This is a genomic window from [Actinomadura] parvosata subsp. kistnae (assembly GCF_900323885.1).
GTDB lineage: Bacteria > Actinomycetota > Actinomycetes > Streptosporangiales > Streptosporangiaceae > Nonomuraea > Nonomuraea composti.
In genome coordinates, this window is record NZ_OOHJ01000017.1 from 1 (window position 1) to 24,597 (window position 24,597).

Genomic DNA, 24,597 nt, shown 5'->3' on the forward strand with positions numbered 1-24,597 from the left:
CCGCGTCGCAAGCGGTCATGAGGGCCGCCGCGCGCCCGTGGGATGGGGTCTCGGGCGCGCGGCGGTGGGCTCGGCTCGGTGGGCGGGGTGTGCCGAGCCCATGGAGGTCAGCGGAGTGCGGGTGTCCGCTTGACCAGGCATGATGCCGCATGATCCGCCGATGGCGGACCGGGATGGCAGGGCCGCCGGCGCTCGCCTCAAGGCGTCGCTCGGCAGGTCCGCATCGAGATTACCGCCATCCGGGAGTGCCCGATCCCTGAATGTCGGAACTTGCGCTCAGTGTTCGGAGCAGAAACGTCCGGACCAGAAACGTTCGGACCAGAGACGCGGAAGGTCAGTGCTCGGCCCAGATGCCGCGGACGTGGCCGATGTGCTCGGCCATCAGGTGCCCGACGGCGGCTCCGTCGCCGCTCTTGAGCGCGTCCAGCAGTTGCAGGTGCTCCCTGGCCGAGTCGCCCAGCGTGCCGCGCTCCGACAGCTGCGACAGGCCGTAGAGCCTGGCTCTGTTGCGCAGGTCGCGCACCACCGAGACCAGGTGGGCGTTGCCGCACAGCGACAGCAGCTCCACGTGGAAGCGCAGGTCGGCGTCCACGTACGCGAGCAGGTCGCCCCGCTCGCTGGCCGAGACGATCTCCTCCGCGATGGGCCGCAACCGCTCGAACTCCTCCGCCCGCGCGCTGTCGGCGAGCCGGGCCACCGTCGGCACCTCGATGAGCTGGCGGATCTCCGTCAGCTCGTCGAGGTCGCGATCGGACAGCTCCGTGACGCGGAAGCCCTTGTTGCGCACGGCCTCGACCAGGCCCTCCTTGGCCAGGTCGAGCATCGCCTCGCGCACGGGCGTGGCCGAGACGCCGAACTGGGCGGCCAGCACCGGCGCGGAGTAGACCACCCCCGGCCGCATCTCGCCGGTGATCAGCGCGGCTCGCAACGCGTGCGCGACCTGCTCGCGCAGGCTCTGCCGCTCTCCCACCATCGGCAGGTCGAGCCGGTCCTCGGCAGCCATCGGCCCATCCCCTTCTCTGTCCGCTCTCATGTGCGCGCCTCGTAAGCGGCGGCCGCGACCACGAGGTCTTCCCACGCCATACCCGTGCTCTTGAACACGCGCGGTCCCGGACCGGCCCCTACCCTTCCGGCTATCAGGTCGGCGAGGTTACCGGCGAGATGATGAGAAGTGATCGTACCCTGGCGGATCGGCACGATGACGTCACCGGCCTCCTCCAGGGCGGACGCCCTCGACTCGACGACCACGGTGGCGTGGGCGACCAGGTCGCCGTCCAGCTCACGGGCGTCGGGCTCGTGCGAGCCGACCGCGACGACGGTGACGCCGTCGCGGGCGAGCTTACCGGGGAACAGGGGGTGCCTCGCGGTGGTGCAGCACGCGATCAGATCGGCCGCCGCCACGGCCTCCGCGAACGCTGCCGGCTGCTCGGCCGTTCCCGCCTCCGGCTGCCCGGCCGGCAGGGCGCGGGCCGTCAGGCCCAGATCGCGGCAGCGGGCGGCCAGCGCCTCGGCGCGGCCCGGGTCGCGGGCGACGACCGTGACGTCCCGCACCGGCCGCACCTCCCGCAGCGCCAGCACGTGCCCGTACGCCTGCGGCCCGCTCCCGAACACCACCAGCCGCCGCGCGTCCGGCTCGGCCAGGTGCCGGACGGCGAGCGCGGAGACGGCGGGCGTGCGCAGCGAGGTGAGCGCGATCCCGTCCATGGCCGCCAGCGGCGCCAGCGTCTCACCGTCGAACAGCAGGTACGTGCCCTGGATCCGGGGCAGCCCCCGCGTCGCGTTCCCCGGCGCGATGGTGACCGCCTTGACCCCCGCGTACGAGCGCGTCGCGGCGGGCATGAGCAGCAGCTGCCCGGCGGGCAGGTCGACGATCGGCCGCCGCGGCGTCGCCTCCGGGTCGAGCCCGGCCCGCAGCGCCTCCTCCAGCACGGTCACGGCCCGGCCCATCGGCACCAGCCGCTCCACCGTCGCGGCGTCGAAGTAGGCGAGCCCGCTCATCGCCCCGCTCATCGCCCCGCTCATCGACCCGCTCATCTCAGGGTGAACCCGGCCGGGAACGGGTCGCCGGGGTCGAGCTCGAAGACGTGCCTCCCGGTCCGGTACGCCATGCCGTCGACCTCCACGATCACGCCCGCATCCGTCTCCTCCCGCACGCGGGCGGTGAACACGCCGCCCACGATGCCCTCATGGACCAGCTGCATCACCTTGTCCTCGTGCAGCAGCGCCATCCGCGCGGCGGTGCCCGAGCCGCACGGCGAGCGGTCCACCTCGCCATCGGCGAACACGGTGACGTTGCGCTGCCGCCTGACCCCGTCCACGTCCGGCAGGTCGTCGTGGAAGATCACCCCGTACACGCCGGACAGCCGCTCGTCGGACGGGTGCCGGGCCGCCGGGTGCCCGGCCAGCTCCGCCTTGATCCGCCGGGCGTGCCCGATGAACGCGTTCACGTGCGCGGGCTCGACCGCCAGGCCGAGGTCCGCCGCGCGTACGGACGCGTAGACCGCGCCGCCGTAGGAGAGGTCGGCGCGCACGCCCGCGACCGGCACGTCTCTCGCCAGCACGAACGAGGGCACGTTGACGAACGTGACGCCCTCGATCCGGCCTCCGGCCAGCCGCACCCGGGCCGTGACGCGTCCCGACGGCACGTCGATCACCACGTCCGTCACGCCGTCCGGGGCGGCCTCGACCAGCCCCTCGCGGACCGCGTGCACGCCCAGCGCGATCGTGCCGTGCCCGCAGGCGGTGGAGAAGCCGTCCTTGTGCCAGAACAGCGCGCCGAAGCGCGCCCCCGGGTCGTCCGGGGGCACGAGGAAGCAGCCGTACATGTCGGCGTGCCCGCGCGGCTCGTTGCACAGCAGCCGCCGCACGCCGTCGAGCTCGGCCATCGCGGCGGTGCGCCGGTCGAGCACGGTGGCGCCGGGAATGTCGGGCACGCCGCCCGTCACGACCCGGAACGGCTCCCCCGCCGTGTGGTAGTCGACGGTCGTCAGCATCAGAGCTCGAACCCGGCCGGGAACGGGTCGCGCGGGTCGAGGAAGTACTGGGCGGTCCCGGTGATCCAGGCGCGCCCGGTGATCGACGGCAGCACGGCCGGCCGCCCGCCCACCGTGGTCTCCTCCAGCAGCCGGCCGACGAAGTGGGTGCCGATGAACGACTCGTTCGTGAAGTCCTGGCCGAGCGGCAGCTCGCCCCTGGCGTGCAGCTGCGCCATGCGGGCGCTGGTGCCGGTGCCGCACGGCGAGCGGTCGAACCAGCCCGGGTGGATCGCCATCGCGTGCCGCGAGTGGCGGGCGTCGGAGCCGGGGGCGGCGAAATACACGTGGTGGCAGCCGCGGATGCGGGAGTCCTCCCGGTGCACGGGCTCGTCGGCGGCGTTGATGGCCTCCATGGTCGCCAGGCCGGCCGCGATGATCTCGTTCTTGGCCTTGCGGTCGAACGGCAGGCCGTAGTGGTCGAGGTTGACGATGGCGTAGAAGTTGCCGCCGTACGCGAGGTCGTACGGGATCTCCCCGAACCCCGGCACGCTCACCTTCGCGTCCAGCCGGTCACAGTACGAGGGCACGTTGCGCAGCGTCACCGACCTGGCCATGCCGTCCTCGACGGCCACGTCCACCTCGACGAGCCCGGCCGGCACCTCCAGCCGCACGGTCGTGACCGGCTCGACCACCTCCACCATGCCGGTCTCGACCAGCACCGTCGCCACGCCGATCGTGCCGTGCCCGCACATCGGCAGCAGCCCCGACACCTCGATGAACAGCACCCCGTAGTCGGCGTCCGGCCTCGTCGGCGGCTGCAGGATGGCGCCGCTCATGGCCGAGTGGCCGCGCGGCTCCGTCATCAGCAGCGTGCGGATGTGGTCGAGGTGGTCGCGGAAGTAGACGCGCCGCTCCGCCATGCTCGCGCCGGGGATCACGCCGATGCCGCCCGTGATGACCCGGGTGGGCATGCCCTCGGTGTGGGAGTCGACGGCGTGGAAAACGCGCTTGGTCCTCATCGCAGCCCTTCCGCCAGTGCCTTCTCGGTCGCCGCACGCACAATAGCCGCCTGCTCGCCGGTCAGGGGCTGCCTGGGCGGCCTGCACGGGCCGCCGTGGCGTCCCGCCACGTCCATGGACAGCTTGATCGCCTGAACGAACTCCGTCTTGGAGTCCCAGCGCAGCAGCGGATGCAGGGTCCGGTACAGCGGCAGCGCCGTCTCCAGGTCGCCCGCCACGGCGGCACGGTAGAGGGCGGAGTTGGAGGCGGGCAACGCGTTCGGGTAGCCGGCGATCCAGCCCACCGCGCCGGCCACGGCCAGCTCCAGCAGCACGTCGTCGGAGCCGACCAGCAGGTCCAGGCCCGGTGCCAGCTCCGCCAGCTCGTACGCCCTGCGCACGTCGCCGCTGAACTCCTTGACCGCCACGATCAGCCCCTCCTCGTGCAGCCTGGCCAGCAGCGCGGGAGTCAGGTCCACCTTCGTGTCGTAGGGGTTGTTGTAGGCCACCACCGGCAGGCCCGCCTTGGCCACCTCGCGATAGTGCTCCACGACGGCCCGCTCGTCGGCCCGGTAGGAGTTCGGCGGCAGCAGCAGCACCGAGCCGCAGCCCGCCTCGCGCGCCTGCTCCGCCCAGCGGCGCGACTCCGCGGCGCCGTACGCGCCCGCCCCCGCCATCACGTTCGCGCCGCCCACGGCCTCGACGGCCGTCTCGATCACCCTGGTGCGCTCCTGCGGGGTGAGCGTCTGGTACTCGCCGAGCGAGCCGTTCGGCACGACGCCGTCACAGCCGTTCGCGACCAGCCAGCGGCAGTGCTCCGCGTAGCCGTCGTAGTCGACCGACAGGTCCTCGCGCAGGGGCAGCGCGGTGGCGACCATGACGCCCTGCCAGGGCTTGCTGCGGTGATCCATGGGGATGTCCTCCAGGTGTGCGGGGGGTTCAGTGAGCGGGATGGTCGTCGGGGGCGGCGAGCGAGGCCAGGGCGCCGAGGGTCACGGGCTGGGCGATCGGGCGGCGAGGCGGCTGGGGCTGCTCCCCTGCCAGGCAGGACACGGCGTAACCGCAGATGCGGCCCTGGCACCAGCCCATGCCGGGGCGGGCCAGCAGCTTGACCGAGCGCGCGTCGGTGGCGCCGAGCGCCTGCGCCTCACGTACCCGGGCCAGCGGCACCTCCTCGCACCTGCACACGAGCGTGTCGTCCCGCAGCCACCCCTGCCAGCCGGGCTTGACAGGGTACGCGCGCTGCAGCGCCTCCCCGAACGCCCGCCACCGCTCCCGCCTGCGCGCGAACACCGGCGGCACGACCGCCACCACCCCTCCGCCGCCCACTCCGGCACCGGCCGCGCGCGCACCACCGACGTCGGCGCCCGTCGCGGGCACACCGCTGGTCGCGGGCGCGCCGCTCGGCTCGGCGTCGACGGTGGGGAGCGCGCCGGCGATTCCGGAGGTGTCGGCGGTGCTCGCGATGCCCGAGGTGTCGGCGGTGCTCGCGATGCCCGAGGTGTCGGCGGTGCTCGCGATGCCCGAGGTCGCGGCGGTGCCGGCAGTGCGGAAGGTGCGAGCGGTGCCGTGGATGCCGGCGGTGCGGGCGTCGGCGGCGATGGCGCGGCCGGCGAGGCGGCCCTCGAGTTCGGCCAGGCGCCAGCCGCCCACGCCGACGGGCTCGCCCGCCGCCCACACCCCCGGCACGGTGGTGCGGAGCGTGGCGTCCACGGTGAGCACGGGGCTGCCGTCCACGTCGTGGCGGGTCTGGCAGCCGAGCTGGGTGCCCAGCTCGATCTGCGGCACGAAGCCGTACCCCACGGCGAGGGTGTCGCACTCGACGACGTGCGTGGCGGTCACGTTCCAGTCCCGGTCGAGGCGGGCGACGGTGACGGCCTCCACCTCGCGCTCCCCGTGGGCGGCGACGACCGCCTGGCGCGTCCGGTACGGGACCCGGTGCCGGGCCAGCGCCGCCGCGTACCCGGCCACCTCCCCGGCCTTGCCCAGGGCCAGCAGCGGGTGCCGGGCCAGCCCGAGACCGCCGTTCGCCTCGTACACGCCGAGCACCCGCGCGCCCGCCCCGGCCAGCCCGGAGGCGACGGGCAGCAGGAACGGCCCGGTGCCGGACACGACGATCCGCCGCCCGGCGACGACGCCGCCGCCCTTGAGCAGCGCCTGCGCGCCGCCGGCGGTGAGCACCCCGGGCAGGTCCCACCCGGGGAACGGCAGCGGCCGGTCGTGCGCGCCGGTCGCGATCAGCAGCCGCCGCGCCCGCAGCACCACCGCCCGCTCCTCCCGGCCCGCCCCAGCGGCACCTCCGGCCGCCGCAGCGGCGTCCCTGTGGGTCGCGCCGGCCTGCTCGCGCATCGCACCGCCGTCCCGGCGCATCGCGCCTGCGTCGCGGAGCGTCGCGCTCGGGTTCGGGGTCGGGGTGGCGGCGTACCGGGTCGGGGCGGCGGCGTGCCGGGTGGCGCAGTGGATCAGGAGGTCGCCGTCCGGCTCGCGGGACGCGGCCCACACCTGGTGCCGCAGCAGCACGTCGGCGCGCGCGTCGAGGGCCCGCGCCTGCCGCAGGAACCGGTCGAGCCCGGCCGCGCGCCCAGGCACGGCGGGGTGGCGGAAGTACTGGCCGCCGAGCCTCGGCCCGGAGTCCACGAGGGCCACCCGCAGCCCGGCCAGCGCCGCCGTGAGCGCGCCCGCCACGCCGGCGGGCCCACCGCCGACCACCACAAGATCGTAAGGCTCGGGGCCGTGGGGCCCGCTGTCGTGAGGCATGGCTCCGGACGTCATGCCGTGCTCACCTCGTCCCCTGGCTCGGCCTCCAGGAGGCACGCCCGCTCGGGCGGCCGCCCGTTGACGGAGATCAGGCAGTCGAAGCAGACCCCGATGCCGCAGAACAGCCCGCGCGGCCGCCCGCCGAAGCGGGTGGTGCGCCACGACCGGACCCCGGCGGCGTGCAGGGCCGCGCCGATCGTCTGGCCGGGCACGACCGGCACGGGCCGGCCGTCGACGGTGATGTGGAAGGTCATGCGGCCTCCTCGGCGGCGGGGAAGCGGTCGGGGCGGAAGGGGTGCAGGTCGAGGTCGGGCCGCTCGCCGGCGAGGAGCTGGGCGAGCAGGTGCCCGGTGGCGGGCGCGAGCCCGATGCCGGCCCCTTCGTGGCCGCACGCGTGGTAGAGGCCCGGCACGCGCGGGTCGGCGCCGATGACGGGCAGGTGGTCGGGGCAGTACGGCCGGAACCCGCAGTAGGACCGGATGGCCCGCACGTCGCGCAGCGCGGGGAAGAGCGCGACCGCCTGCTCGGCCAGCCGTGCCAGCACCGGCACGGACGTCGTCCGGTCGAACCCGACGCGTTCCCTGCTGGCCCCGATGAGCACGGTCCCGGCGGGGGTGCCCTCGACGACGGCGGAGGTCTCCAGGCCGGCGGAGTCGCTGGCCACGTTGGTGACGTAGGCGGCGGTGTAGACCTTGTGCCGGATGAGCGGCTCGCGCAGGGGCTCGGTGACGAGGATGAAGCCGCGTCGGGGCAGCACCGGCAGGTGGGCGCCGGCCAGGGCGGCGACCTCGCCGCCCCAGGTGCCGGCCGCGTTGACGACGGCGTCGCCGAGCACGTCGCCCTGCGTGGTGCGCACGCCCGTCACCCGGTCCCCTGAGCGCAGGAAGCCGGTGACGGTGGCGCCGAGCCGCAGCCGCAGCGTGCCGTGGCCGAAGCTGTCGGCGCCGTGCCGCAGCAGGGTGGCGGCGGCGAGCATGGGCTGCACCTGGGCGTCCTGCGGGTAGTACACGCCGCCGGCCAGGCCCTCGGCGAGGTGCGGCTCGAAGGAGCGCAGCTCCTGGGCCGGGACGAGGGTGTGCTCGACGCCCTGCTTGCCGGCCAGCTCGGTGAGCTGCCGCTGGACCTCTTCGGTCTCGGCGACGACGAGCCCGCCCTTGGGCTCGAACTCGAACCCGCCCAGTTCGGCCAGCGAGCGCCACAGCCGGTTGGACAGCACGGCCAGCTCCAGCTCGGGCCCCGGCTCCTTGTCGGAGACCAGGACGTTGCCCTCGCCCGAGCCCGTCGTGCCACCGGCCACGGGCCCCCGGTCGATCACGGTCACGTCGAGGCCGGCCCGCGCGGCGTAGTAGGCGCAGGCCGCCCCCACCACTCCCGCGCCGACGACGATCACGTCGGACATCACCACCTCCTATCAGTAATATGTCACATACCTTGCGGGCTTGAGAAGCCCGGGGCAGGACAAGCCGGTTCCCGGTGGCGGGACCGGCCACATCGGCCCCTACCATCGATGACGTGAAGCTACCCACCGACACCTCCAACCCCGCCGTGCGGTTCATCCGGTCCTTCTGGGCGCCGACCACGCGCTCGATGCGCGGCTGGGCGTTGGCGTCCGTGGTGGTCAACGCGGGCATCACGGTCACCGGCGCGGGCGTGCGCGTCACCGAGTCCGGGCTGGGCTGCCCGACCTGGCCGAGGTGCACGCCCGACAGCTTCATCCCGGTCATGCACCCCGAGGTCTCGCCGCTCAACATGGCGGTCGAGTTCGGCAACCGGCTGCTGACGTTCCTGGTGCTGGCGGTGGGCATCGCCTGCTGGCTGGCCGCCGTGCGGATGCGGCCGCGCCGCGCCTCGCTGGTGCGCCTGGCCTGGCTGCAGCCGATCGGCATCATCGCGCAGGCCCTGTGGGGCGGGCTGGTGGTCAACACCATGCTCAACCCGTTCACCGTCGGCATGCACTACCTGATCTCCAGCGGCCTGATCGCGGCCTGCTGGATGTTGTACGCCCGCGCCGGCGAGGGCGACGGCCCGGCCCGGCTGATCACCCACCGCGACGTCCGCAGGCTCGGGCACGCGCTGCTGGCGGCCGTGTTCGCGCTGCTGGTGATCGGCGTCGGCGTCAGCGGCACCGGGCCGCACTCGGGCGACGAGATGGCCTCGCGCTTCGACCTCGACATCGAGGCGGTGGCCCGGCTGCACGCCGACATCGCCTACGTCGTGGTCGGGCTGACGTTCGCGCTGCTGTTCGCCCTGCACGTGACCGGGGCGCCCCGGGCGGCCAGGCGGGCGGCGCTGGCGCTGCTCGGCGTGGAGCTGCTGCAGGGCGCCATCGGCTACACGCAGTGGTTCCTGGCCGTGCCGGCGGCGCTGGTGCTGCTGCACGTGCTCGGCTCGACGCTGGTGTGGATCGCCGCGCTGCGGGTCACCACCTCGCTGCGGTCCCGTGACCCCGAGTCTTCTTCCGTCAGCCCCTCCCCCACCGAAGCGGCCGCCGTCGTCTGAGCGGATATGCCAGGGTATGTGGTGTCGTGTCCGCCACTCCCCCGGCCCAGAAGGGGTGTGCTGTCGGGCGACAACAGCCGCCGCGAGTACGACGAGCCCACCGCCATGCGCGACCACCTGCGCGCCAAGGGCGTGCCCGACGCCGTGATGGTGCTCGACTACGCCGGCTTCGACACGTGGGACTCGTGCGTGCGGGCCCGCCAGGTGTTCGGGGCGCGGCGGGTGACGGTGGTCACCCAGGACTTCCACATCCCACGGGCGGTCACGCTGTGCAGGACGGCGGGGCTGGAGGCGTTCGGGGCGGGCGACGACTCGGCCAGGCGCTGGGCCGTGACCACGTACGCGAGCGCCGCCCGCGAGCTGCTCGCCACCGCCAAGGCCTTCGCCGACGCGATGATCCTGCACTCCGAGCCGGTCTTCCCCGGCCCGCGCGAGGTCTCCCTGGAACGCGTCCTGGCTCAGCCGGGCGCGCCGGGCGCGTAGCCGGGCGGCGGTGAGCCCCTGGCCACCGAGCGGGCGTGCACCTCCGGCACCGGGAAGTCGGCGCGGGCGGTGCTCATGCACTCCAGCAGCGCCCGCTGCTCCTCGTGGAAGGTGTGCTCGTCGACCATGTGCCGGGCCGCCCGTTCGTGCAGCAGGCCCAGCTCGGTGGCGGCGAGCTGGTAGTCGCGCATGGCCCGCAGCCCCGGCTTGCCGCCGTGGGCGCGGGCCCACTGCCGGGCCTGGCGGCGCCGGGAGAAGGCCGAGAGCATGTAGATGTCGGCCTGGGTGACCAGCTTGGTCGGCTCGTACGCCGGCAGGTAGCGCTGGATGAGCGCCACGATCCGGCGCCGGTCGCGGAACACCACGCCGATCAGCACCACCAGCACGACCAGCAGCGCCAGGTAGGCGACCACGAGCCCGGGGAACCCGCCGTAGGAGGCCAGGCCGTTCCACAGCCCGTGCAGGATCATCGCGGCCGTCCAGCCGGCCAGCACGTACGTGCTGCGCTCGGGCCCCTGCCGCTGCGCCGCGTACGCGACGGCGACCCCGATCATGGAGCTGAACAGGGGGTGCGCCAGCGGCGACAGGATGCCGCGCAGCACCACCGTGACGGCCAGGCCCTTGACGCCGGAGGTGGACAGCGCGCCGAGGTAGTAGCTGACGTTCTCGCTCATGGCGAAGCCGAGGCCGACCATGCTGGCGTAGATGACGCCGTCGGTGGGCCCGTCGAGCTCGGCCCGGCGGAACCTGAGCAGGCCCAGCAGCACCAGGCCCTTCATCGTCTCCTCCACCACGGGCGCGCCGAAGGTGGCCGCGAGGTTGCGGGCGCTGGCCTCCGACAGCTTGGCGGTGTCGATGATGTAGTGCAGGTTGAGGGAGTTGATCACGCCGGCCACGAGCACGGCGATGCCGGCGCCCCAGGCGAAGGCGAAGATGAGGTTGCTGCGCGGCTCGGGCTCCATGCGGTCGAGCGCCAGCACGGCCGCCAGCAGCAGCGGCACCGGGGCCAGCGCCAGCATGAGGGCGATGAAGAACTGCACCGGCGCGCCGTTGAAGACGTCGAAGGAGAACGAGACCAGGGCGCAGATGCCGGTGAGGACCAGCCCGATGATCAACGCGAACGACGGGCGGTCCTTCAACACCCAGCGTGGATCACGGGTCGCCATAGGGTGACTTTAACGGATCAGGGTGCCGGGGGCCGTGCGGACCTGCGGCGTCGGATAGCCACTCGTCACCGTCCAGACATGAGGCCGGGGGCGGGGAGCCCGGCGGGACTCCCACCGCGGGTCAGGCGAGCAGCGGGTCGATCGCCACCGCCAGGAACAGCAGCGCCAGGTAGGCGTTGGACCAGTGGAAGAACCGCATCGGCCGCAGGTCGACGCCGCTCTTGCCGGCGTTCAGCCGCCCGAGCAGGCGGTGCGCCTCGACCAGGCACATCACGCCCAGCACGGCCGCCACGATCGGGTAGAACAGCGTGGTGCCGGCCACCGGCCACAGCGCCAGCGAGCACAGCACGGTGGCCCACGTGTAGATGATCGACTCGACGATGACCCGCCGCTCGGTGGCGACCACGGGCAGCATCGGCACCTTGGCCGCCGCGTAGTCCTCCTTGTAGCGCATGGCCAGCGTCCAGGTGTGCGGGGGCGTCCAGAAGAACACCACCCCGAACAGCACCAGCGGCGCCCAGTCGAGCCGCTCGGTGATGCCGGCCCAGCCGATCATGACCGGCATGCAGCCCGCGATGCCGCCCCACACGATGTTCTGGGCGGTGCGCCGCTTGAGCACCAGCGAGTAGACCAGGACGTAGAACAGGATGGCGCCGAGCGACAGCATCGAGGCCAGCCAGTTGGTGGTCACCCACAGGCCCACCGTGGAGACGACGCCCAGCACGAGCCCGAAGACGAGCGCGGCGCGCGGCGAGACCTGGTGCCGGGCCAGGGGCCGGCGGCGGGTGCGGCGCATCTTCTGGTCGATGTCGCGGTCTATGTAGCAGTTGAGCGCGTTGGCGCTTCCTGCCGATAGGGTGCCGAACACCATGACCCAGATCGACTCCCACAGCGGCGGCAGGCCGCCCGCTGCGAGGAACATCACCGGCAGTGTCGTGATCAGCAGCAGCTCGATGACCCGCGGCTTGGTGAGCGCGATGTAGGCCTTGACGATCATGCCGATCGAGCGCGGCGCCTTCACCTGCTGTGATGGGGCCGTCGCCTGCCTGTTGGTCAGCACCGTCAAGGCGCTTCCAGCCTGTCGGAAGTCAACGCGTAACCTCTGATAAGAGCGGATCCATGGGCGGGCGCCGGTGACGCCCCTGCGAACAAACAAACTGTAGTCGCAGGGGAGGCCGGTCCGGCCAATGGGGGGCTTTGCGCCGTGCATGGACACACGAGGGTGTAATGGGAATCGATCACCGGCACCCCTCGGTTATGGTCCGGTGTATGGCGCGGGCAGCGCAACCTGCGGCAGGCCGCCGCCCGCGGCCGGCCCGGGCGGGACAGCCGTATCCAATGACAACTAGATTCCGGAGATCGAGCACTTGAGCACCGAACTCGTGCCAGCCCTTGAATGGACCGACCTCGACAAGAAGGCGGTCGACGTCGTTCGAGCCCTGGCCATGGACGCCGTGGAGAAGGCGGGCTCGGGTCACCCCGGCACCGCCATGAGTCTGGCCCCCGCCGCATACCTGCTGTTCCAGCGTGTGATGCGCCATGACCCGACCGACCCCAACTGGCTCGGACGCGACCGTTTCGTGCTGTCGTGCGGCCACAGCAGCCTGACGCTCTACATCCAGCTCTACCTGTCGGGCTACGGCCTGACGCTGGACGACCTGAAGCGGCTGCGCCAGTGGGACAGCCTGACGCCGGGCCACCCCGAGCACGGCCACACCGCGGGCGTGGAGACCACCACCGGCCCGCTGGGCCAGGGCATCGCCAACGCGGTCGGCATGGCCATGGCCGCCCGCCGCGAGCGCGGCCTGTTCGACCCCGAGGCCGAGCCGGGCACCTCGCCGTTCGACCACAACATCTGGTGCTTCGTCAGCGACGGCGACATCGAGGAGGGCATCAGCCACGAGGCCAGCTCCCTCGCCGGCCACCAGAAGCTGGGCAACCTCGTCGTCGTCTACGACGACAACCACATCTCCATCGAGGACGACACGCAGATCGCCCTGTCGGAGGACGTGGTCAAGCGCTACGAGGCCTACGGCTGGCACACGCAGAGCGTCGACTGGACCGCCACCGGCGAGTACGTCGAGGACGTCCAGGCCCTCTACGACGCCCTCCAGGCCGCCCGGGCGGAGACCGACCGGCCGTCGTTCATCCGGCTGCGCACGATCATCGGCTACCCCGCCCCCAACAAGCAGAACACCGGCAAGATCCACGGCTCCGCCCTGGGCGAGGCCGAGGTGGCCGCCACCAAGGAAGTGCTGGGCCTCGACCCGGCCAAGTCGTTCGACGTGCCGGCCGAGGTGCTGGAGCACGCCCGCGGCGTCGCCCAGCGCGGCCGCGCCGAGCACGCCGAGTGGGAGAAGACCTACGCCGAGTGGCGCCTGGCCAACGCCGAGCGCGCCGCCGAGCTCGACCGCATCTCCCGCCGCGAGCTGCCGGCCGGCTGGGCCACCGCGCTGCCGTCGTTCGAGAAGGGCGCCTCCATCGCCACCCGCAAGGCGTCCGGCGAGGTGCTCAACGCGCTGGCCCCGGTGCTGCCCGAGCTGTGGGGCGGCTCGGCCGACCTGGCCGAGTCCAACCTCACCACCATGAAGGGCGAGCCGTCCTTCATCCCCGAGGAGTTCCAGACGAAGGACTTCAAGGGCAACCGCTACGGCCGCACGCTGCACTTCGGCATCCGCGAGCACGCCATGGGCGCCATCCTCAACGGCATCGCGCTGCACGGCGGCACCCGCCCCTACGGCGGCACGTTCCTGGTCTTCTCCGACTACATGCGCCCCGCCGTGCGCCTGGCCGCGCTGATGAAGCTGCCGGTCACGTACGTGTGGACGCACGACTCCATCGGCCTCGGCGAGGACGGCCCCACCCACCAGCCGATCGAGCACCTGTGGGCGCTGCGCGCGATCCCCGGCCTCGACGTGGTGCGCCCGGCCGACGCCAACGAGACGGCGTACGCGTGGAAGGCCGTGCTGGAGCACACCGACCGCCCCGCCGCGCTCGCGCTGACCAGGCAGAACCTGCCGGTCGTCGAGGGCACCAGCGCCGAGGGCGTGGCCCGCGGCGGCTACGTGCTGCGCGAGGCGTCCGACGGCCAGCCGAGGGTCATCCTCATCGCCACGGGCAGCGAGGTCGAGATCGCGCTGAACGGGCAGGAGCTGCTGGAGGCGCAGGGCATCCCCACGCGAGTGGTGTCGATGCCGTGTGTCGAGTGGTTCAACGGGCAGGACTCCGCATACAGGCAGACGGTTCTGCCTTCGTCGATCCGGGCTCGGGTGGCGGTCGAGGCGGGCATCGCGCTCGGCTGGCACGAGTACGTCGGCGAGTGCGGCGAGGTGGTCAGCCTCGAACACTTCGGTGCTTCTGCCCCGTACAAGACTTTGTACGAGCAGTTCGGGCTGACGGCTGAGCGCGTCGCGGCGGCGGCCAAGGCGAGCCTGGCCAAGCTGGGTCAGGACAAGGGCGAGACGACGGGAAACTGAAGAAGAGATGAGCGAGATCCTCAACAAGCTGTCCGGCCAGGGCGTTGCCATCTGGCTCGACGACATCAGCCGTGAGCGCCTGCGCACCGGCAACCTCGAGCAGCTGATCCGCGAGAAGAACGTCGTCGGGGTGACCTCCAACCCGACGATCTTCGCCAACGCCCTCAGCAAGGGCGACGCCTACGACACCCAGCTCCACGACCTGGCCGTACGCGGCGTCGAGGTGGGCGAGGCGGTCCGCGCGATCACCACGTACGACATCCGCTGGGCCGCCGACGTGCTGCGCCCGGTCTACGACGCCAGCGGCGGCGTGGACGGCCGCGTGTCGCTGGAGGTGGACCCGCGCCTGGCCCGCGACAGCGAGAAGACGATCGCCGAGGCCCGCGCGCTGTGGTGGCTGGTCGACCGGCCCAACCTGATGATCAAGATCCCGGCCACGGTCGAGGGCCTGCCCGCGATCACGCAGGCGCTGTCGGAGGGCATCAGCGTCAACGTCACGCTGATCTTCTCCCTGGAGCGCTACCGCGCGGTCATGGACGCCTGGCTGGCGGGCCTGGAGGCCGCGCAGGCCAAGGGCCTCAACCTCGCCACGATCGAGTCGGTGGCCTCGTTCTTCGTCAGCCGCGTCGACACCGAGATCGACAAGCGCCTCGACAAGCTCGGCAAGCCGGAGCTGAAGGGCAAGGCGGGCATCGCCAACGCGCGCCTGGCGTACGCGGCGTTCGAGGAGGTCATGAACTCCGAGCGCTGGCAGCGTCTGCGCGGCGCCGGCGCCCGCCCGCAGCGCCCGCTGTGGGCCTCGACCGGCGTCAAGAACCCCGAGTACTCCGACACCATGTACGTCGACCAGCTCGTCGCCCCCGGCACCGTCAACACGATGCCGGAGAAGACGCTCGACGCCACGGCCGACCACGCCAACGTCACCGGCGACACCGTCCGCCCGTTCTACGAGCAGGCCTGGAACACCATGGCCGCGCTCAAGGACGCCGGCGTCGACTACGACGACGTGGTGAAGGTCCTTGAGGACGAGGGCGTGGAGAAGTTCGAGGCGTCCTGGAACGAGCTGCTCGAGAGCGTCACCAAGAACCTGGTTCCGTGATGGAGGTCTCCTACCGCGAGGAGGGGGTGGCTTCGGCCGCCTCCTCCGTCGCGGGGCGCCTCGTCGCCGACGGCGTGCCCGCGCGGCTCGCCGCCGGCGACCCCACGGTGTGGGGTGAGGACGCCGAAGCGGAGGCGACGCCCGGCCGGCCTGTCCGGCTGACGCCGCTCCGCTCCTCCCGCGAGCTGCTGCCCGCCCTGGGCGAGCTCGCGGCGAGGGCCCGCGCCGAGGGCCGCACGAACGTGGTCCTCGCCGGGACGGGCGGCTCGTCGGCGGCGGCGGAGGTCATCTGCGCCACCGGCGACGTGCCGCTCACCGTGCTCGACACGACCGACCCCGGGCAGGTCCGCCGCGCGCTGACCGAGAGCCTGGAGTCCACGGTCGTGGTCGTGGCCGACCAGGGCGGCACGGCCGTGGAGACCGACGCCCAGCTGCGGATCTACGAGCGGCTGTTCGCCGACGCGGGCCTCGACCCGGCGGGGCGCGTCGTGGTCGTCACCGACCCGGGCTCGCCGCTGGCGCGGCGGGCCGCCGACGGCGGCTTCGCGCTGGTGCCCGCCCCCGCCGGCGCCGGCCTGCCCCACTCGGGGCTGTCGGCGTTCGCGCTGGTGCCGGCCGCGCTGGCGGGCGCCGACGTGGCGCGGCTGCTCGACGACGCCGAAGAGGTGCTGCCGCTGCTGTCGCTCGACAGCGGCAACCCGGGCCTCGACCTGGGGGCGGCGCTCGGCGGCGCGGCGCTGGCCGGCCGCGACAAGCTGGTCCTGGAGGACCAGCTCTCACCCATCTTCGGGCTGCCCGACTGGATCGAGCAGCTCGTCGCCGAGTCGACCGGCAAGCAGGGCAGGGGCATCCTGCCGGTCGTCGGCGCCGACCCCAACAGGACCGGCGACGAGCTCGTCGTCGCCATCGAGTCCGACGTCGGCGACGTGCGCGTGGACGGGCCGCTGGGCGCGCAGTTCCTGGTGTGGGAGTACGCCGCCGCCGTCGCCGCGCTGCTGCTGGAGGTCGACCCGCTCGACCGGCCGAACGTGGCCGAGCCGGGCGACGACACCGCCGCCCTGCTGGCCCTGCCCGACCTGCCGGCCGGCGCGCCCGCCTTCGTGGACGGCCCGGTCGAGGTCTACGGCGCGCCGACGGCCAAGGACCTGCCGGGGCTGTTCGCCGAGCTGCTGCACGCGATCCCCGGCGACGGCTACCTGGCGATCACGGCTTATCTCGACCGGCTGGCCGCCTTCGACGCCCCCGTCCCCGACGGGGCCGACTTCGAGCAGATGACCGACGCGTGGATGATGGCCGATCCGCTGACGTTGCGGACGCTGCTCGCGCTGCGCACCGACCGGCCGGTGACGTTCGGATGGGGGCCGCGGTTCCTGCACCGCACCGGGCAGTACCACAAGGGCGGGCCACAGAACGGCGTGTTCCTGCAGATCACGGGGGCGGTGACGGAAGACGTCGCCGTGCCCGGCAGGCCGTACACTCTGGGCCGGCTCCAGCTCGCCCAGGCGCTGGGGGACCTGGGGGCGCTGGAGACCCGCGGGCGACCGGCCGTACGCCTGCATTTGACCGACCGCGCGGCGGGTGTCGCGCGCTTGCTCGAGGCCGCACAGGAGGCTTGAGATGACAGACCCGGCAGCACCCGCGGAGGAGGCCGCCACCGTGGCGGCGGCCGTCGCGGGCACCGCCACCACTGAGGAAGTGGCGGCCGCCAACCCGCTGCGCGACCCGCGCGACAAGCGGCTGCCGCGGGTGGCGGGACCATGTGTGATGGTGTTGTTCGGCGTGACGGGTGACCTGGCCAAGCGCAAGCTGCTACCGGCGATTTACGACCTGGGGAACCGGGGGCTGCTGCCGCCCGGCTTCTCGCTGGTCGGGTTCGCCCGGCGCGATTGGAAAGACCAGGATTTCGCCCAGTTGACGCACGACGCCGTCAAGGCGCATGCCCGGACGCCGTTCCGCGAGGAGGTCTGGAAGCAGATCCGCGAGGGCATCCATTTCGTTCCCGGCGAGTTCTCGGACGACGGGGCGTTCGACGCGCTGGCCATGGCCTTGGCCGAGATCGACGAGACCCGCGGCACGGGCGGCAACTACGCCTTCTACCTGTCGGTGCCGCCGAAGTTCTTCCCCGTGGTGGTGGAGCAGCTCAAGCGCACCGGCCTGTCCGACGCGCCCGAGGGCTCGTGGCGGCGCGTCGTCATCGAGAAGCCGTTCGGGCACGACCTGAAGTCGGCGCACGAGCTGAACGAGATCACCACCTCCGCCTTCCCGGAGAGCTCGATCTTCCGGATCGACCACTACCTGGGCAAGGAGACCGTCCAGAACATCATGGCCCTGAGGTTCGCCAACAACCTCTACGAGCCGATCTGGAACCGCAGCTTCGTCGACCACGTGCAGATCACGATGGCCGAGGACATCGGCATCGGCGGCCGGGCCGGCTACTACGACGGCATCGGCGCCGCCCGCGACGTGATCCAGAACCACCTGCTGCAGCTCCTCGCGCTCGTCGCCATGGAGGACCCGACCTCCTTCGAGGCCAACTCGCTGCGCCGCGAGAAGGAGAAGGTGCTCAAGGCCGTGCGGCTGCCCGCCAACCTGGGCCTCAACACCGCGCGCGGCCAGTACTCCGCCGGCTGGCAGGGCGGCGAGAAGGTGGTCGGCTACCTCCAGGAGGAGGGCATCTCGCCGGAGTCGATCACCGAGACGTACGCCGCCATCAAGCTGGAGATCGCCAACCGGCGCTGGGCCGGGGTGCCGTTCTACCTGCGCACCGGCAAGCGCCTCGGCCGCCGCGTCACCGAGGTGGCCGTGGTGTTCCAGCGGGCGCCGCACCTGCCGTTCAGCAAGGACGACACCGAGATCCTCGGCCAGAACGCGCTGGTCATCCGGGTCCAGCCCGATGAGGGCATCACCGTGCGGTTCGGCTCCAAGGTGCCGGGCACGGCGATGGAGGTGCGCGACGTGTCCATGGACTTCGCCTACGGCGAGTCGTTCCTGGAGTCGTCGCCGGAGGCGTACGAGCGGCTGCTGCTCGACGTCATGATCGGTGATCCGCCGCTGTTCCCGCACCAGCGGGAGGTGGAGCTGTCGTGGAACATCCTCGACCCGATCGAGGAGTTCTGGGCCACGCAGGGGCAGCCGGAGCCCTACGAGTCCGGCTCGTGGGGGCCCGAGTCGGCCGACGCGATGATGGCCCGCGACGGCCGCGTGTGGAGGAGGCTCTAAATGACGACCTTCATGCTCACCGACACCACGGCCGGCAAGATCGCCGCCCAGCTCACCCATCTGCGCCACCAGATGGGCGCGCCCGCCATCGGCATGGTGCTCACGCTCGTCGTCGTCTGCGAGGAGCGCCACCAGTACGACGCGCTGCGCGCCGCCACCGAGGCGGCCCGCGAGCACCCGTCGCGCATCATCATCGTGATCAAGCGGGAGCCCGAGGAGGCCATCAGGCTCGACGCCGAGCTGCGCATCGGCGAGAACACGCCCGGCGAGGTCGTCGTGCTGCGCCTGTACGGCGAGCTCACCGACCACGCCGACTCCGTGGTCAGCCCGCTGCTGCTGCCCGACACGCCGGTCGTGGCGTGGTGGCCGGGCGCCGCGCCCGACGTGCCGTCCAAGGACGCGATCGGGGCGCTGGCGCAGCGCCGCATCACCGACGCCAAGGGCTTCGACGACGGCGGCGTCAAGTCGCTCGTCACCCGCGCCCGCGGCTACGCCCGCGGCGACACCGACCTGGCCTGGGCCCGGCTCACGCCCTGGCGCAGCCTCCTGGCCGCCGCGTTCGACCAGCCGGTCGGCCGCGTCCGCAAGGGCGTCGTCGAGGCCGCCGCCGGCCACCCGAGCGCGCCGCTGCTGGCCGCCTGGCTGTCGGAGCGGCTCGGCGCCACCATCAAGGTCGTCGACTCCCCCGGCCCCGGCCTGACCGCCGTGCGCCTGCAGCTCGGCGAGGGCGAGCTCGCGGTCGTCCGCAACGACGCCCGCCTGGCCACGCTCTCCCGCCCCGGCCAGCCCGACAGGAACGTCGCCCTCGCCCGGCGGCAGACCTCCGAGCTGATGGCCGAGGAGCTGCGCAGGCTCGACACCGACGAGATCTACGAGGCCGCGGTCAAGCGGTTCGCGAGGACGTACAAGGGATGACGGCACTTCAAGGGGAGACGACCATGAGCGTTCCCGGCATCGTCGTGCACCGCGACGCCGACGTCCTGGCCAAGGCCGTCGCCGCGCGGATCATCACCCGGCTCGTCGACGTCCAGTCGGCCAAGGGCTCCGCCTCGATCGTCCTGACGGGCGGCACCGTCGGCATCGCCACCCTCGCCGCCATCGCCGCCACCCCCGCGCGAGACGCCGTCGACTGGCGCCGCCTCGACATCTGGTGGGGCGACGAACGCTTCCTGCCCGACGGCGACAAGGAACGCAACGAGACCGGCGCCCGCGCCGCCCTGCTCGACCACGTCGACGTGGACCCCGCCCGGGTGCACGTCATGCGCGGCCCCGACTCGGGCATGACGGCCGAGGAGTCGGCCGACGCGTACGCCGCCGAGCTGCGCGCCGCCGCCCGCCCCGAGGACCACGGGCCGGTGCCGAGCTTCGACGTCATGCTGCTCGGCATGGGCCCCGACTCCCACGTGGCCTCCCTGTTCCCGGGCATGCCCGCCCTCTACGACACCCGCCCCGTGGTGGCGGTCCACGGCTCCCCCAAGCCGCCCCCCACCCGCATCTCCCTCACCCTGCCCGCCATCCAGGCCTCCCGCGAGGTGTGGGTGGTGGCGGCCGGCGAGGAGAAGTCCGGCGCCGTCCGCCTCGCCCTGTCGGAGTCCGGCCCCGTCCAGGTGCCGGCCGCCGGCGCCCGCGGCCGCGGCCGCACCCTGTTCCTCCTGGACCGGGCGGCGGCCGGGAAGATCCCGCCGGGGCTCGGGCGGATCGCCTCACCCTGACCTTGTCAGCGAGGTGGTGGTTCGCCGAGATCGCATCCGAACATCTCGGCGAACCGCCGCTGGGCTATCTTCATGAGCTGCACCAGGTCGTGGTCCTGGTCGCGGGCGGGGTTGCGTTTGACGGTGATGCCGATGAGCGCGTTCTTGGATCCGCAGCGGAACCACGCCTCGATCGTCCGGTACGGGTAGAGGCGGATGTCGAAGTCGCTGATCAGCCCTGTGCCGAGCTCCTTGGGGAGATCGGCCGGGTTTCGATTCTTCGCGAACTCCATGAACCGCTCGATGATCCGCCGCGGGGACGAGACGTCGTAGCTGGTGATGAAAATCCCTTGTTCGTCGTTCGATATGACGCAGCTGTAGCCCTGAGGATCGCGTTTGTCGTCACCCGCCCGATAGGCGCCGGTGTAACCGGTCAGCTCCGCCACAGCCGCCTGAGGGATGAAGTAGCAGAGGTAGGGCGGGCGGTCGGTCACGGTGCCCCGGACGGGCAGGGGGCGCGGCTTCGGAGGCTGCACAGGTGTGTCCGGCGTGCATGCGGTGGCCAGCACGAGCGCGCCGGCCGCGCACAGCCGGCGCGCGGAACGGCTAATCATCGCCGGCCATCTCCGCCTTGATGTTCTCCTGGAGGGTGTCGGCGCCGGTGGCGGCGGACTGCTGCGCCTTCTCGTGATCGGCCGGTACGGTGGTGTTCTTCGCCATCCAGTGGGCGAAACTCTCATATTCGTCTGTGCTCATGAGGAGCGGGTCCTTCACTGTCGGCGGGTCGCCGACCACGAAGGGCTGATCAAGGTCGACGCGCTCATACGCGCCGTGCGCCACGGTGGATGAGGCGAGCATCTGTTTCACCAGCTCTCGGGCGGCTATGTGATCCGTCGCGGCCTCACTGTGGGCTCTCATCGCCTTGCCTCCGCCGTGCCCGCTCTGCTCCACCAGCCAGTCGCCGGCCTTGGCGTAGCCGTTCCTGACGAAGCTGTCGTAGAGGTTGTCGGCCGCCTTGACCCCGAGCTTGCCGACCTGCTGCGCGAAAGGGATCGGCACCAGCCCGGCCCCTGCCTCGACCAGCTTGCGCAGCGCCTCGTCGGCCGCGTCGGCCTCCTGGCCCCAGCTCACCAGGGCCATCCTGCGCGCCTCAGTCAGGTGGCCGAGCGCCCCGGAGTCGAGCACGATCATGTTGTCGGTCATATCCTGGTCGCGCGTCGCCAGCCCGTAGTCGATCTTGCCGCGCAGGTGCGCGACCTGCGCGTGCAGGAGTGCCTGGTACGCCTCGTCGTCCACGGCCACGTCGAGCAGCACCCGGTCGAGGTCCGTCGAGTTGAACCGGGCGGTGGCCCGGCCGTCCACCTCGCCCGCGAGCTGGTCGTCGGGCAGCCGCGGGGGCCGCTGGAAGTGTGCGAACACGATGTCGTCGGTGTGCTCGGCGAGGATGCGGCCCATGGCGAGGCGGGCGCCGGAGAGCCGGTCGAGCTCGGACGGGTCCTCGATCTCGACGTCGCCGGCGTCGTTCAGCGTCATGTGCGGGGCGACGAGGTCGGACCAGATCTGCGTCGCCATGACGGCCAGCCGCTTGGACGGGGCGTCCGGCCCCTTCATCGCCGCCTCCATGGCCGCTCCCAGCGACGCGCCGTGGTCCCCCATCGCCCACTGGGGGCGCCGCTCCTTCATCAGGTACGTCAGGAGGTCTCTGCTGCCGATGAGCGCCTGCGCGCTCTCCCTGGTCGTGCCGGCGGCCGTCAGCAGCGCGGCGACCGGGTCGGCGACGCCGATGTCGCCGGAGCCGGGGAACGGCCGCGTGTCCATGGGCGCGGGCAGGTCGTAGGCGTCGGTGTCACGGGCCAGGGGCCACTCGCCGTTGGCCTTGAGGAAGTCGCGGTCCCAGCGGATCATGTCGTGGCCGATCGTGGTCATGAACGACCCGCTGTAGGGCGCCTTGGACGCCGCCGCGAGGATCTGGCCGATCGCCCAGTAGCCGTGGACCGTCAGCTGCCCGCCCATGCCGGGCACCGGCACCTCGGCGCGGCCCTGCTTCTTCAGCTCCTCCAGGAAGCGCCGGGTGACGTGCGCGCCCTTGCTCAGGTCGGTCGCCGTGGCCAGGGCTGTGCCGAGCATGGCGAGCACGTCGCCATTGTGCCGCCGGACCGCCTCCGCCGAGCCGTCGGCGGCGTCGAGCGCCCGGCGTACTCGCGAGCCCATGGCGGCGGGCAGGATGGCCAGCCCCTGAGGGCCGAGTTTCTCGATCAGGGCGGTGGCGAACCGTGGGTCGGACATCCGCTCCTCGAAGGCCGCGAGCCGGTCCGCCGCGCCCGCGTCACCGCGCGCGGCGGCCTCCATCAGCCCGGCCGCCTGGGCCGCCTGCGCGCGGACCTGGGCGGGGATGATCCGCGCCTCGTCGACGCGCACCGCGCCGGGCGGCACGATCGCGCCCGGCAGCGGGTTGCCGAACACGTCCACGTCGACCTTCTCGGCCTCGTACGCCAGGTCGCGCCGCCGGTAGAGGTCGGGCGCCTGCTCGATCAGCCACTGCCCGACGCGGCCGATCGCGGCGACACCTGGATGGTCGAGTTCGACCTCGTTCAGAATCGCCCGGAGCCGCACCGCGCATTCCGCGAGCCCTTTTCCAGCATTTTGTACGCCCTGCCCGAGTTGATGAATTTCGCGCGGGTCTATGGAGGAAAAGGGCATCAGTCGGCCGGCCTCATCACGGTGACGTGCGCGAGCGTTTCATGGAGATGGTCGATGACCCCGCGCAAACCCCTCCACAGCTCGGCGCGCTGATGGGCGAGGTCACCGGCGAACACGTCGGCGACCGGCCCCGTCCACGTGCGCCCGCCCGACATCTGCAGCAGCGGCCGGTCGAGGCAATGCCAGTGCTGATCCGACAATTCCTGAGCGCGGCGCAACGCGTCCACCAACTCGGCCCGAGTAGCCATGAGAAAACCTCCCAGCCAAGTCGTACGCACAATTCCGCGCCTGTTTTTCGATCCGATTCACTGTGCCATGCCGTCACCGCCGCGTCATGCTGCTCACAGAAACCGGTCCGTCGATTGAGCCGGCCCTCAGCCGGCGGCCACCAGCGCGTCGATCTCGGCCAGGAGCTCCCGCTTGCGTGCCTCCCCCAAGTAAGAGGCCCGCACCCCGTTCCGCGCGAACCCCGCCAGTTCCTCCACCCCGAACCCGAACACCCGGTGCGCCACCCGGTACTCCTCGGCCAGGGTGGTGGCGAACATGGGCGGGTCGTCGCTGTTGAGGGTCACGTACAGGCCCTCCTCCAGCAGGCGGGGCAGCGGGTGGTCCTCGATGCGGGCGATCTGGCCGGTGCAGACGTTCGAGGTGGGGCAGACGTCCAGGGGGAGCTGGGTGTCGCGGAGGTGGGCGACCAGGCGGGGGTCGGCGAGGCAGTTGATGCCGTGGCCGATGCGTTCGGCGCCGTAGCCGTCGATGACCTCCCAGATCGTCTCGGGGCCGGTCATCTCGCCGCCGTGCGGGACGCTGTGCAGGCCGGCGGCGCGGGCGGCGGTGAAGGCGGAGCGATAGGCGTCGCGGAACTTGACGCGTTCCTGTTCGATGCCGCCGATGCCGAAACCTACCAGGGCGGCGGGAGGTTCCTGGAGGGCGTGGTCGAGGGTGATCCTGGCGGCCTCCTCGCCGTACTCGCCGGGGATGTCGAAGATGTAGGCCATCTCGACGCCGTGCTCGGTCAGTGAGCGGCGGGCGGCCAGGTCGAGGGCCTCGGTGACCTCGCGCATCGGCATGCCGACCATGTGGTGGGCGTACGGGGTGACCTGCAGCTCCACGTAGCGGGCGCCCTGAGGGGCGAGGTCGCGGGCCAGGCCGAGGACGAGGGTGGCGACGTCCTCCGGCTCGCGGACGAGGGCGTTGACGGCCCGGTAGACGCGGGCGAAGTGCGGGAAGTCGACGAAGCGGTAGAACGCGCGCAGTTCCTCCTCCGTGGTGGGCACGGCGCTGCCGGGGTGGCGGCGCGACAGCTCCAGCACGGTCGCGACCGAGGCGGAGCCGATCAGGTGGACGTGCAGCTCGACTTTGGGGAGGGCGTCGATGAAGGCGTCGATGGAGGGGTCGATGTGGGTGTCGGTGGTCATGCGGACGACATTAAGGCTGGCATTTCGGGGAAAAACAGGGTTTCAGGGGGAATCTCACGTCAGATTGTCAAGTTTCGGCGGCGGGCTAGGCCGGGCGGGCCCGCAACGCCTAGGCT

22 protein-coding genes are annotated in these 24,597 nt (G+C 72.4%); 8 read left to right on the forward strand and 14 right to left on the reverse strand.

Features of this window, described 5'->3' with window-relative positions:
• Positions 1-334 precede the first annotated feature (334 nt).
• Genes KIS93_RS19905 through KIS93_RS19945 form a run of 8 tightly spaced genes read right to left on the reverse strand, consistent with a single transcriptional unit; the run spans position 335 to position 8,129 of the window.
• A complete protein-coding gene (locus KIS93_RS19905) occupies positions 335-1,003 on the reverse strand; it encodes a GntR family transcriptional regulator (protein ID WP_080037097.1) in 669 nt (222 codons plus the stop codon).
• Positions 1,004-1,029: 26 nt separating this feature from the next.
• Positions 1,030-2,022 (reverse strand): ornithine cyclodeaminase family protein, encoded by a 993-nt coding sequence (locus KIS93_RS19910; protein ID WP_230466013.1) that lies wholly within the window; start codon positions 2,020-2,022, stop codon positions 1,030-1,032.
• An 8-nt stretch (positions 2,023-2,030) separates the two neighbouring features.
• The gene (locus KIS93_RS19915; protein WP_080037095.1) at positions 2,031-2,993 is read right to left on the reverse strand and encodes a proline racemase family protein; all 963 of its coding nucleotides are present in this window, start codon (positions 2,991-2,993) and stop codon (positions 2,031-2,033) included.
• The gene (locus KIS93_RS19920) at positions 2,993-3,994 is read right to left on the reverse strand and encodes a proline racemase family protein (RefSeq protein ID WP_080037094.1); all 1,002 of its coding nucleotides are present in this window, start codon (positions 3,992-3,994) and stop codon (positions 2,993-2,995) included. Before KIS93_RS19920 ends, KIS93_RS19915 begins: the two co-directional genes overlap by 1 nt.
• Complete coding sequence (locus KIS93_RS19925; protein ID WP_080037093.1) at positions 3,991-4,884, reverse strand: dihydrodipicolinate synthase family protein; 894 nt, start codon at positions 4,882-4,884, stop codon at positions 3,991-3,993. The genes KIS93_RS19920 and KIS93_RS19925 overlap by 4 nt, the downstream gene beginning before the upstream one ends.
• A gap of 28 nt (positions 4,885-4,912) precedes the next feature.
• A complete protein-coding gene (locus KIS93_RS65455; RefSeq protein ID WP_230466012.1) occupies positions 4,913-6,682 on the reverse strand; it encodes an FAD/NAD(P)-dependent oxidoreductase in 1,770 nt (589 codons plus the stop codon).
• A 59-nt stretch (positions 6,683-6,741) separates the two neighbouring features.
• Positions 6,742-6,984: a (2Fe-2S)-binding protein gene (locus KIS93_RS19940; RefSeq protein WP_080037091.1), complete on the reverse strand. Its 243-nt coding sequence runs from the start codon at positions 6,982-6,984 to the stop codon at positions 6,742-6,744.
• Positions 6,981-8,129: an NAD(P)/FAD-dependent oxidoreductase gene (locus tag KIS93_RS19945; protein ID WP_080037090.1), complete on the reverse strand. Its 1,149-nt coding sequence runs from the start codon at positions 8,127-8,129 to the stop codon at positions 6,981-6,983. The genes KIS93_RS19940 and KIS93_RS19945 overlap by 4 nt, the downstream gene beginning before the upstream one ends.
• A gap of 113 nt (positions 8,130-8,242) precedes the next feature.
• On the opposite strand from KIS93_RS19945, the gene KIS93_RS19950 reads away from it, so the two are divergent.
• Together KIS93_RS19950 and KIS93_RS19955 are read left to right on the forward strand one after the other, a co-directional pair.
• A complete protein-coding gene (locus KIS93_RS19950) occupies positions 8,243-9,229 on the forward strand; it encodes a COX15/CtaA family protein (RefSeq protein WP_080037089.1) in 987 nt (328 codons plus the stop codon).
• A gap of 57 nt (positions 9,230-9,286) precedes the next feature.
• Entirely contained in the window at positions 9,287-9,712 is a 426-nt protein-coding gene (locus KIS93_RS19955; protein WP_246005331.1) for a SanA/YdcF family protein, read from the forward strand.
• Here the strand turns inward: KIS93_RS19955 and KIS93_RS19960 are convergent.
• A complete protein-coding gene (locus KIS93_RS19960) occupies positions 9,688-10,878 on the reverse strand; it encodes a PrsW family intramembrane metalloprotease (RefSeq protein ID WP_080037088.1) in 1,191 nt (396 codons plus the stop codon). The two genes, KIS93_RS19955 and KIS93_RS19960, sit on opposite strands and share 25 nt — an antisense overlap.
• A 121-nt stretch (positions 10,879-10,999) precedes the next feature.
• Positions 11,000-11,944, reverse strand: coding sequence for a heme o synthase (locus KIS93_RS19965; RefSeq protein WP_080037087.1), 945 nt, complete (start codon positions 11,942-11,944; stop codon positions 11,000-11,002).
• Between the two features lie 379 nt (positions 11,945-12,323).
• Here KIS93_RS19965 and tkt point away from each other — a divergent pair, with 379 nt between their 5' ends.
• The 6 genes from tkt to pgl are packed head-to-tail and all read left to right on the forward strand — an operon-like array spanning position 12,324 to position 20,384.
• The gene (tkt, locus tag KIS93_RS19970; RefSeq protein ID WP_230466450.1) at positions 12,324-14,354 is read left to right on the forward strand and encodes a transketolase; all 2,031 of its coding nucleotides are present in this window, start codon (positions 12,324-12,326) and stop codon (positions 14,352-14,354) included.
• 7 nt (positions 14,355-14,361) lie between these two features.
• Positions 14,362-15,453, forward strand: a complete 1,092-nt coding sequence (gene tal / locus KIS93_RS19975) for a transaldolase (RefSeq protein WP_080037085.1) — start codon at positions 14,362-14,364, stop codon at positions 15,451-15,453.
• The gene (locus KIS93_RS19980; protein ID WP_080037084.1) at positions 15,453-17,069 is read left to right on the forward strand and encodes a glucose-6-phosphate isomerase; all 1,617 of its coding nucleotides are present in this window, start codon (positions 15,453-15,455) and stop codon (positions 17,067-17,069) included. Before tal ends, KIS93_RS19980 begins: the two co-directional genes overlap by 1 nt.
• Position 17,070: 1 nt before the next feature.
• Entirely contained in the window at positions 17,071-18,672 is a 1,602-nt protein-coding gene (gene zwf / locus KIS93_RS19985; protein ID WP_080037083.1) for a glucose-6-phosphate dehydrogenase, read from the forward strand.
• Complete coding sequence (locus KIS93_RS19990) at positions 18,673-19,587, forward strand: glucose-6-phosphate dehydrogenase assembly protein OpcA (protein ID WP_080037082.1); 915 nt, start codon at positions 18,673-18,675, stop codon at positions 19,585-19,587.
• A 23-nt stretch (positions 19,588-19,610) separates the two neighbouring features.
• On the forward strand, positions 19,611-20,384 hold the full coding sequence (gene pgl / locus KIS93_RS19995) for a 6-phosphogluconolactonase (RefSeq protein WP_080037081.1): 774 nt from the start codon (positions 19,611-19,613) through the stop codon (positions 20,382-20,384).
• A gap of 5 nt (positions 20,385-20,389) precedes the next feature.
• On the opposite strand, the gene KIS93_RS20000 is transcribed toward pgl, so the two are convergent.
• The 4 genes from KIS93_RS20000 to add all read right to left on the reverse strand — a co-directional run bounded on the left by KIS93_RS20000 (position 20,390) and on the right by add (position 24,481).
• Positions 20,390-20,857: a hypothetical protein gene (locus tag KIS93_RS20000; RefSeq protein ID WP_186404349.1), complete on the reverse strand. Its 468-nt coding sequence runs from the start codon at positions 20,855-20,857 to the stop codon at positions 20,390-20,392.
• A 112-nt stretch (positions 20,858-20,969) separates the two neighbouring features.
• Positions 20,970-22,976 (reverse strand): hypothetical protein, encoded by a 2,007-nt coding sequence (locus KIS93_RS20005; protein WP_080037079.1) that lies wholly within the window; start codon positions 22,974-22,976, stop codon positions 20,970-20,972.
• Between the two features lie 86 nt (positions 22,977-23,062).
• Positions 23,063-23,311, reverse strand: a complete 249-nt coding sequence (locus tag KIS93_RS20010; protein WP_080037078.1) for a hypothetical protein — start codon at positions 23,309-23,311, stop codon at positions 23,063-23,065.
• Between the two features lie 126 nt (positions 23,312-23,437).
• On the reverse strand, positions 23,438-24,481 hold the full coding sequence (gene add / locus KIS93_RS20015; RefSeq protein ID WP_080037077.1) for an adenosine deaminase: 1,044 nt from the start codon (positions 24,479-24,481) through the stop codon (positions 23,438-23,440).
• Positions 24,482-24,597: the final 116 nt, after the last annotated feature.

Bases quoted from the DNA above. Each gene is read 5' to 3' on its own strand.
- KIS93_RS19905 (WP_080037097.1), bottom strand. From the start codon at position 1,003: ATGGCTGCCGAGGACCGGCTCGACCTGCCGATGGTGGGAGAGCGGCAG.
- KIS93_RS19910 (WP_230466013.1), bottom strand. From the start codon at position 2,022: ATGAGCGGGGCGATGAGCGGGGCGATGAGCGGGCTCGCCTACTTCGAC.
- KIS93_RS19915 (WP_080037095.1), bottom strand. From the start codon at position 2,993: ATGCTGACGACCGTCGACTACCACACGGCGGGGGAGCCGTTCCGGGTC.
- KIS93_RS19920 (WP_080037094.1), bottom strand. From the start codon at position 3,994: ATGAGGACCAAGCGCGTTTTCCACGCCGTCGACTCCCACACCGAGGGC.
- KIS93_RS19925 (WP_080037093.1), bottom strand. From the start codon at position 4,884: ATGGATCACCGCAGCAAGCCCTGGCAGGGCGTCATGGTCGCCACCGCG.
- KIS93_RS19940 (WP_080037091.1), bottom strand. From the start codon at position 6,984: ATGACCTTCCACATCACCGTCGACGGCCGGCCCGTGCCGGTCGTGCCC.
- KIS93_RS19945 (WP_080037090.1), bottom strand. From the start codon at position 8,129: ATGTCCGACGTGATCGTCGTCGGCGCGGGAGTGGTGGGGGCGGCCTGC.
- KIS93_RS19960 (WP_080037088.1), bottom strand. From the start codon at position 10,878: ATGGCGACCCGTGATCCACGCTGGGTGTTGAAGGACCGCCCGTCGTTC.
- tkt (WP_230466450.1), top strand. From the start codon at position 12,324: ATGGACGCCGTGGAGAAGGCGGGCTCGGGTCACCCCGGCACCGCCATG.
- tal (WP_080037085.1), top strand. From the start codon at position 14,362: ATGAGCGAGATCCTCAACAAGCTGTCCGGCCAGGGCGTTGCCATCTGG.
- KIS93_RS19980 (WP_080037084.1), top strand. From the start codon at position 15,453: ATGGAGGTCTCCTACCGCGAGGAGGGGGTGGCTTCGGCCGCCTCCTCC.
- zwf (WP_080037083.1), top strand. From the start codon at position 17,071: ATGACAGACCCGGCAGCACCCGCGGAGGAGGCCGCCACCGTGGCGGCG.
- KIS93_RS19990 (WP_080037082.1), top strand. From the start codon at position 18,673: ATGACGACCTTCATGCTCACCGACACCACGGCCGGCAAGATCGCCGCC.
- pgl (WP_080037081.1), top strand. From the start codon at position 19,611: ATGAGCGTTCCCGGCATCGTCGTGCACCGCGACGCCGACGTCCTGGCC.
- KIS93_RS20010 (WP_080037078.1), bottom strand. From the start codon at position 23,311: ATGGCTACTCGGGCCGAGTTGGTGGACGCGTTGCGCCGCGCTCAGGAA.
- add (WP_080037077.1), bottom strand. From the start codon at position 24,481: ATGACCACCGACACCCACATCGACCCCTCCATCGACGCCTTCATCGAC.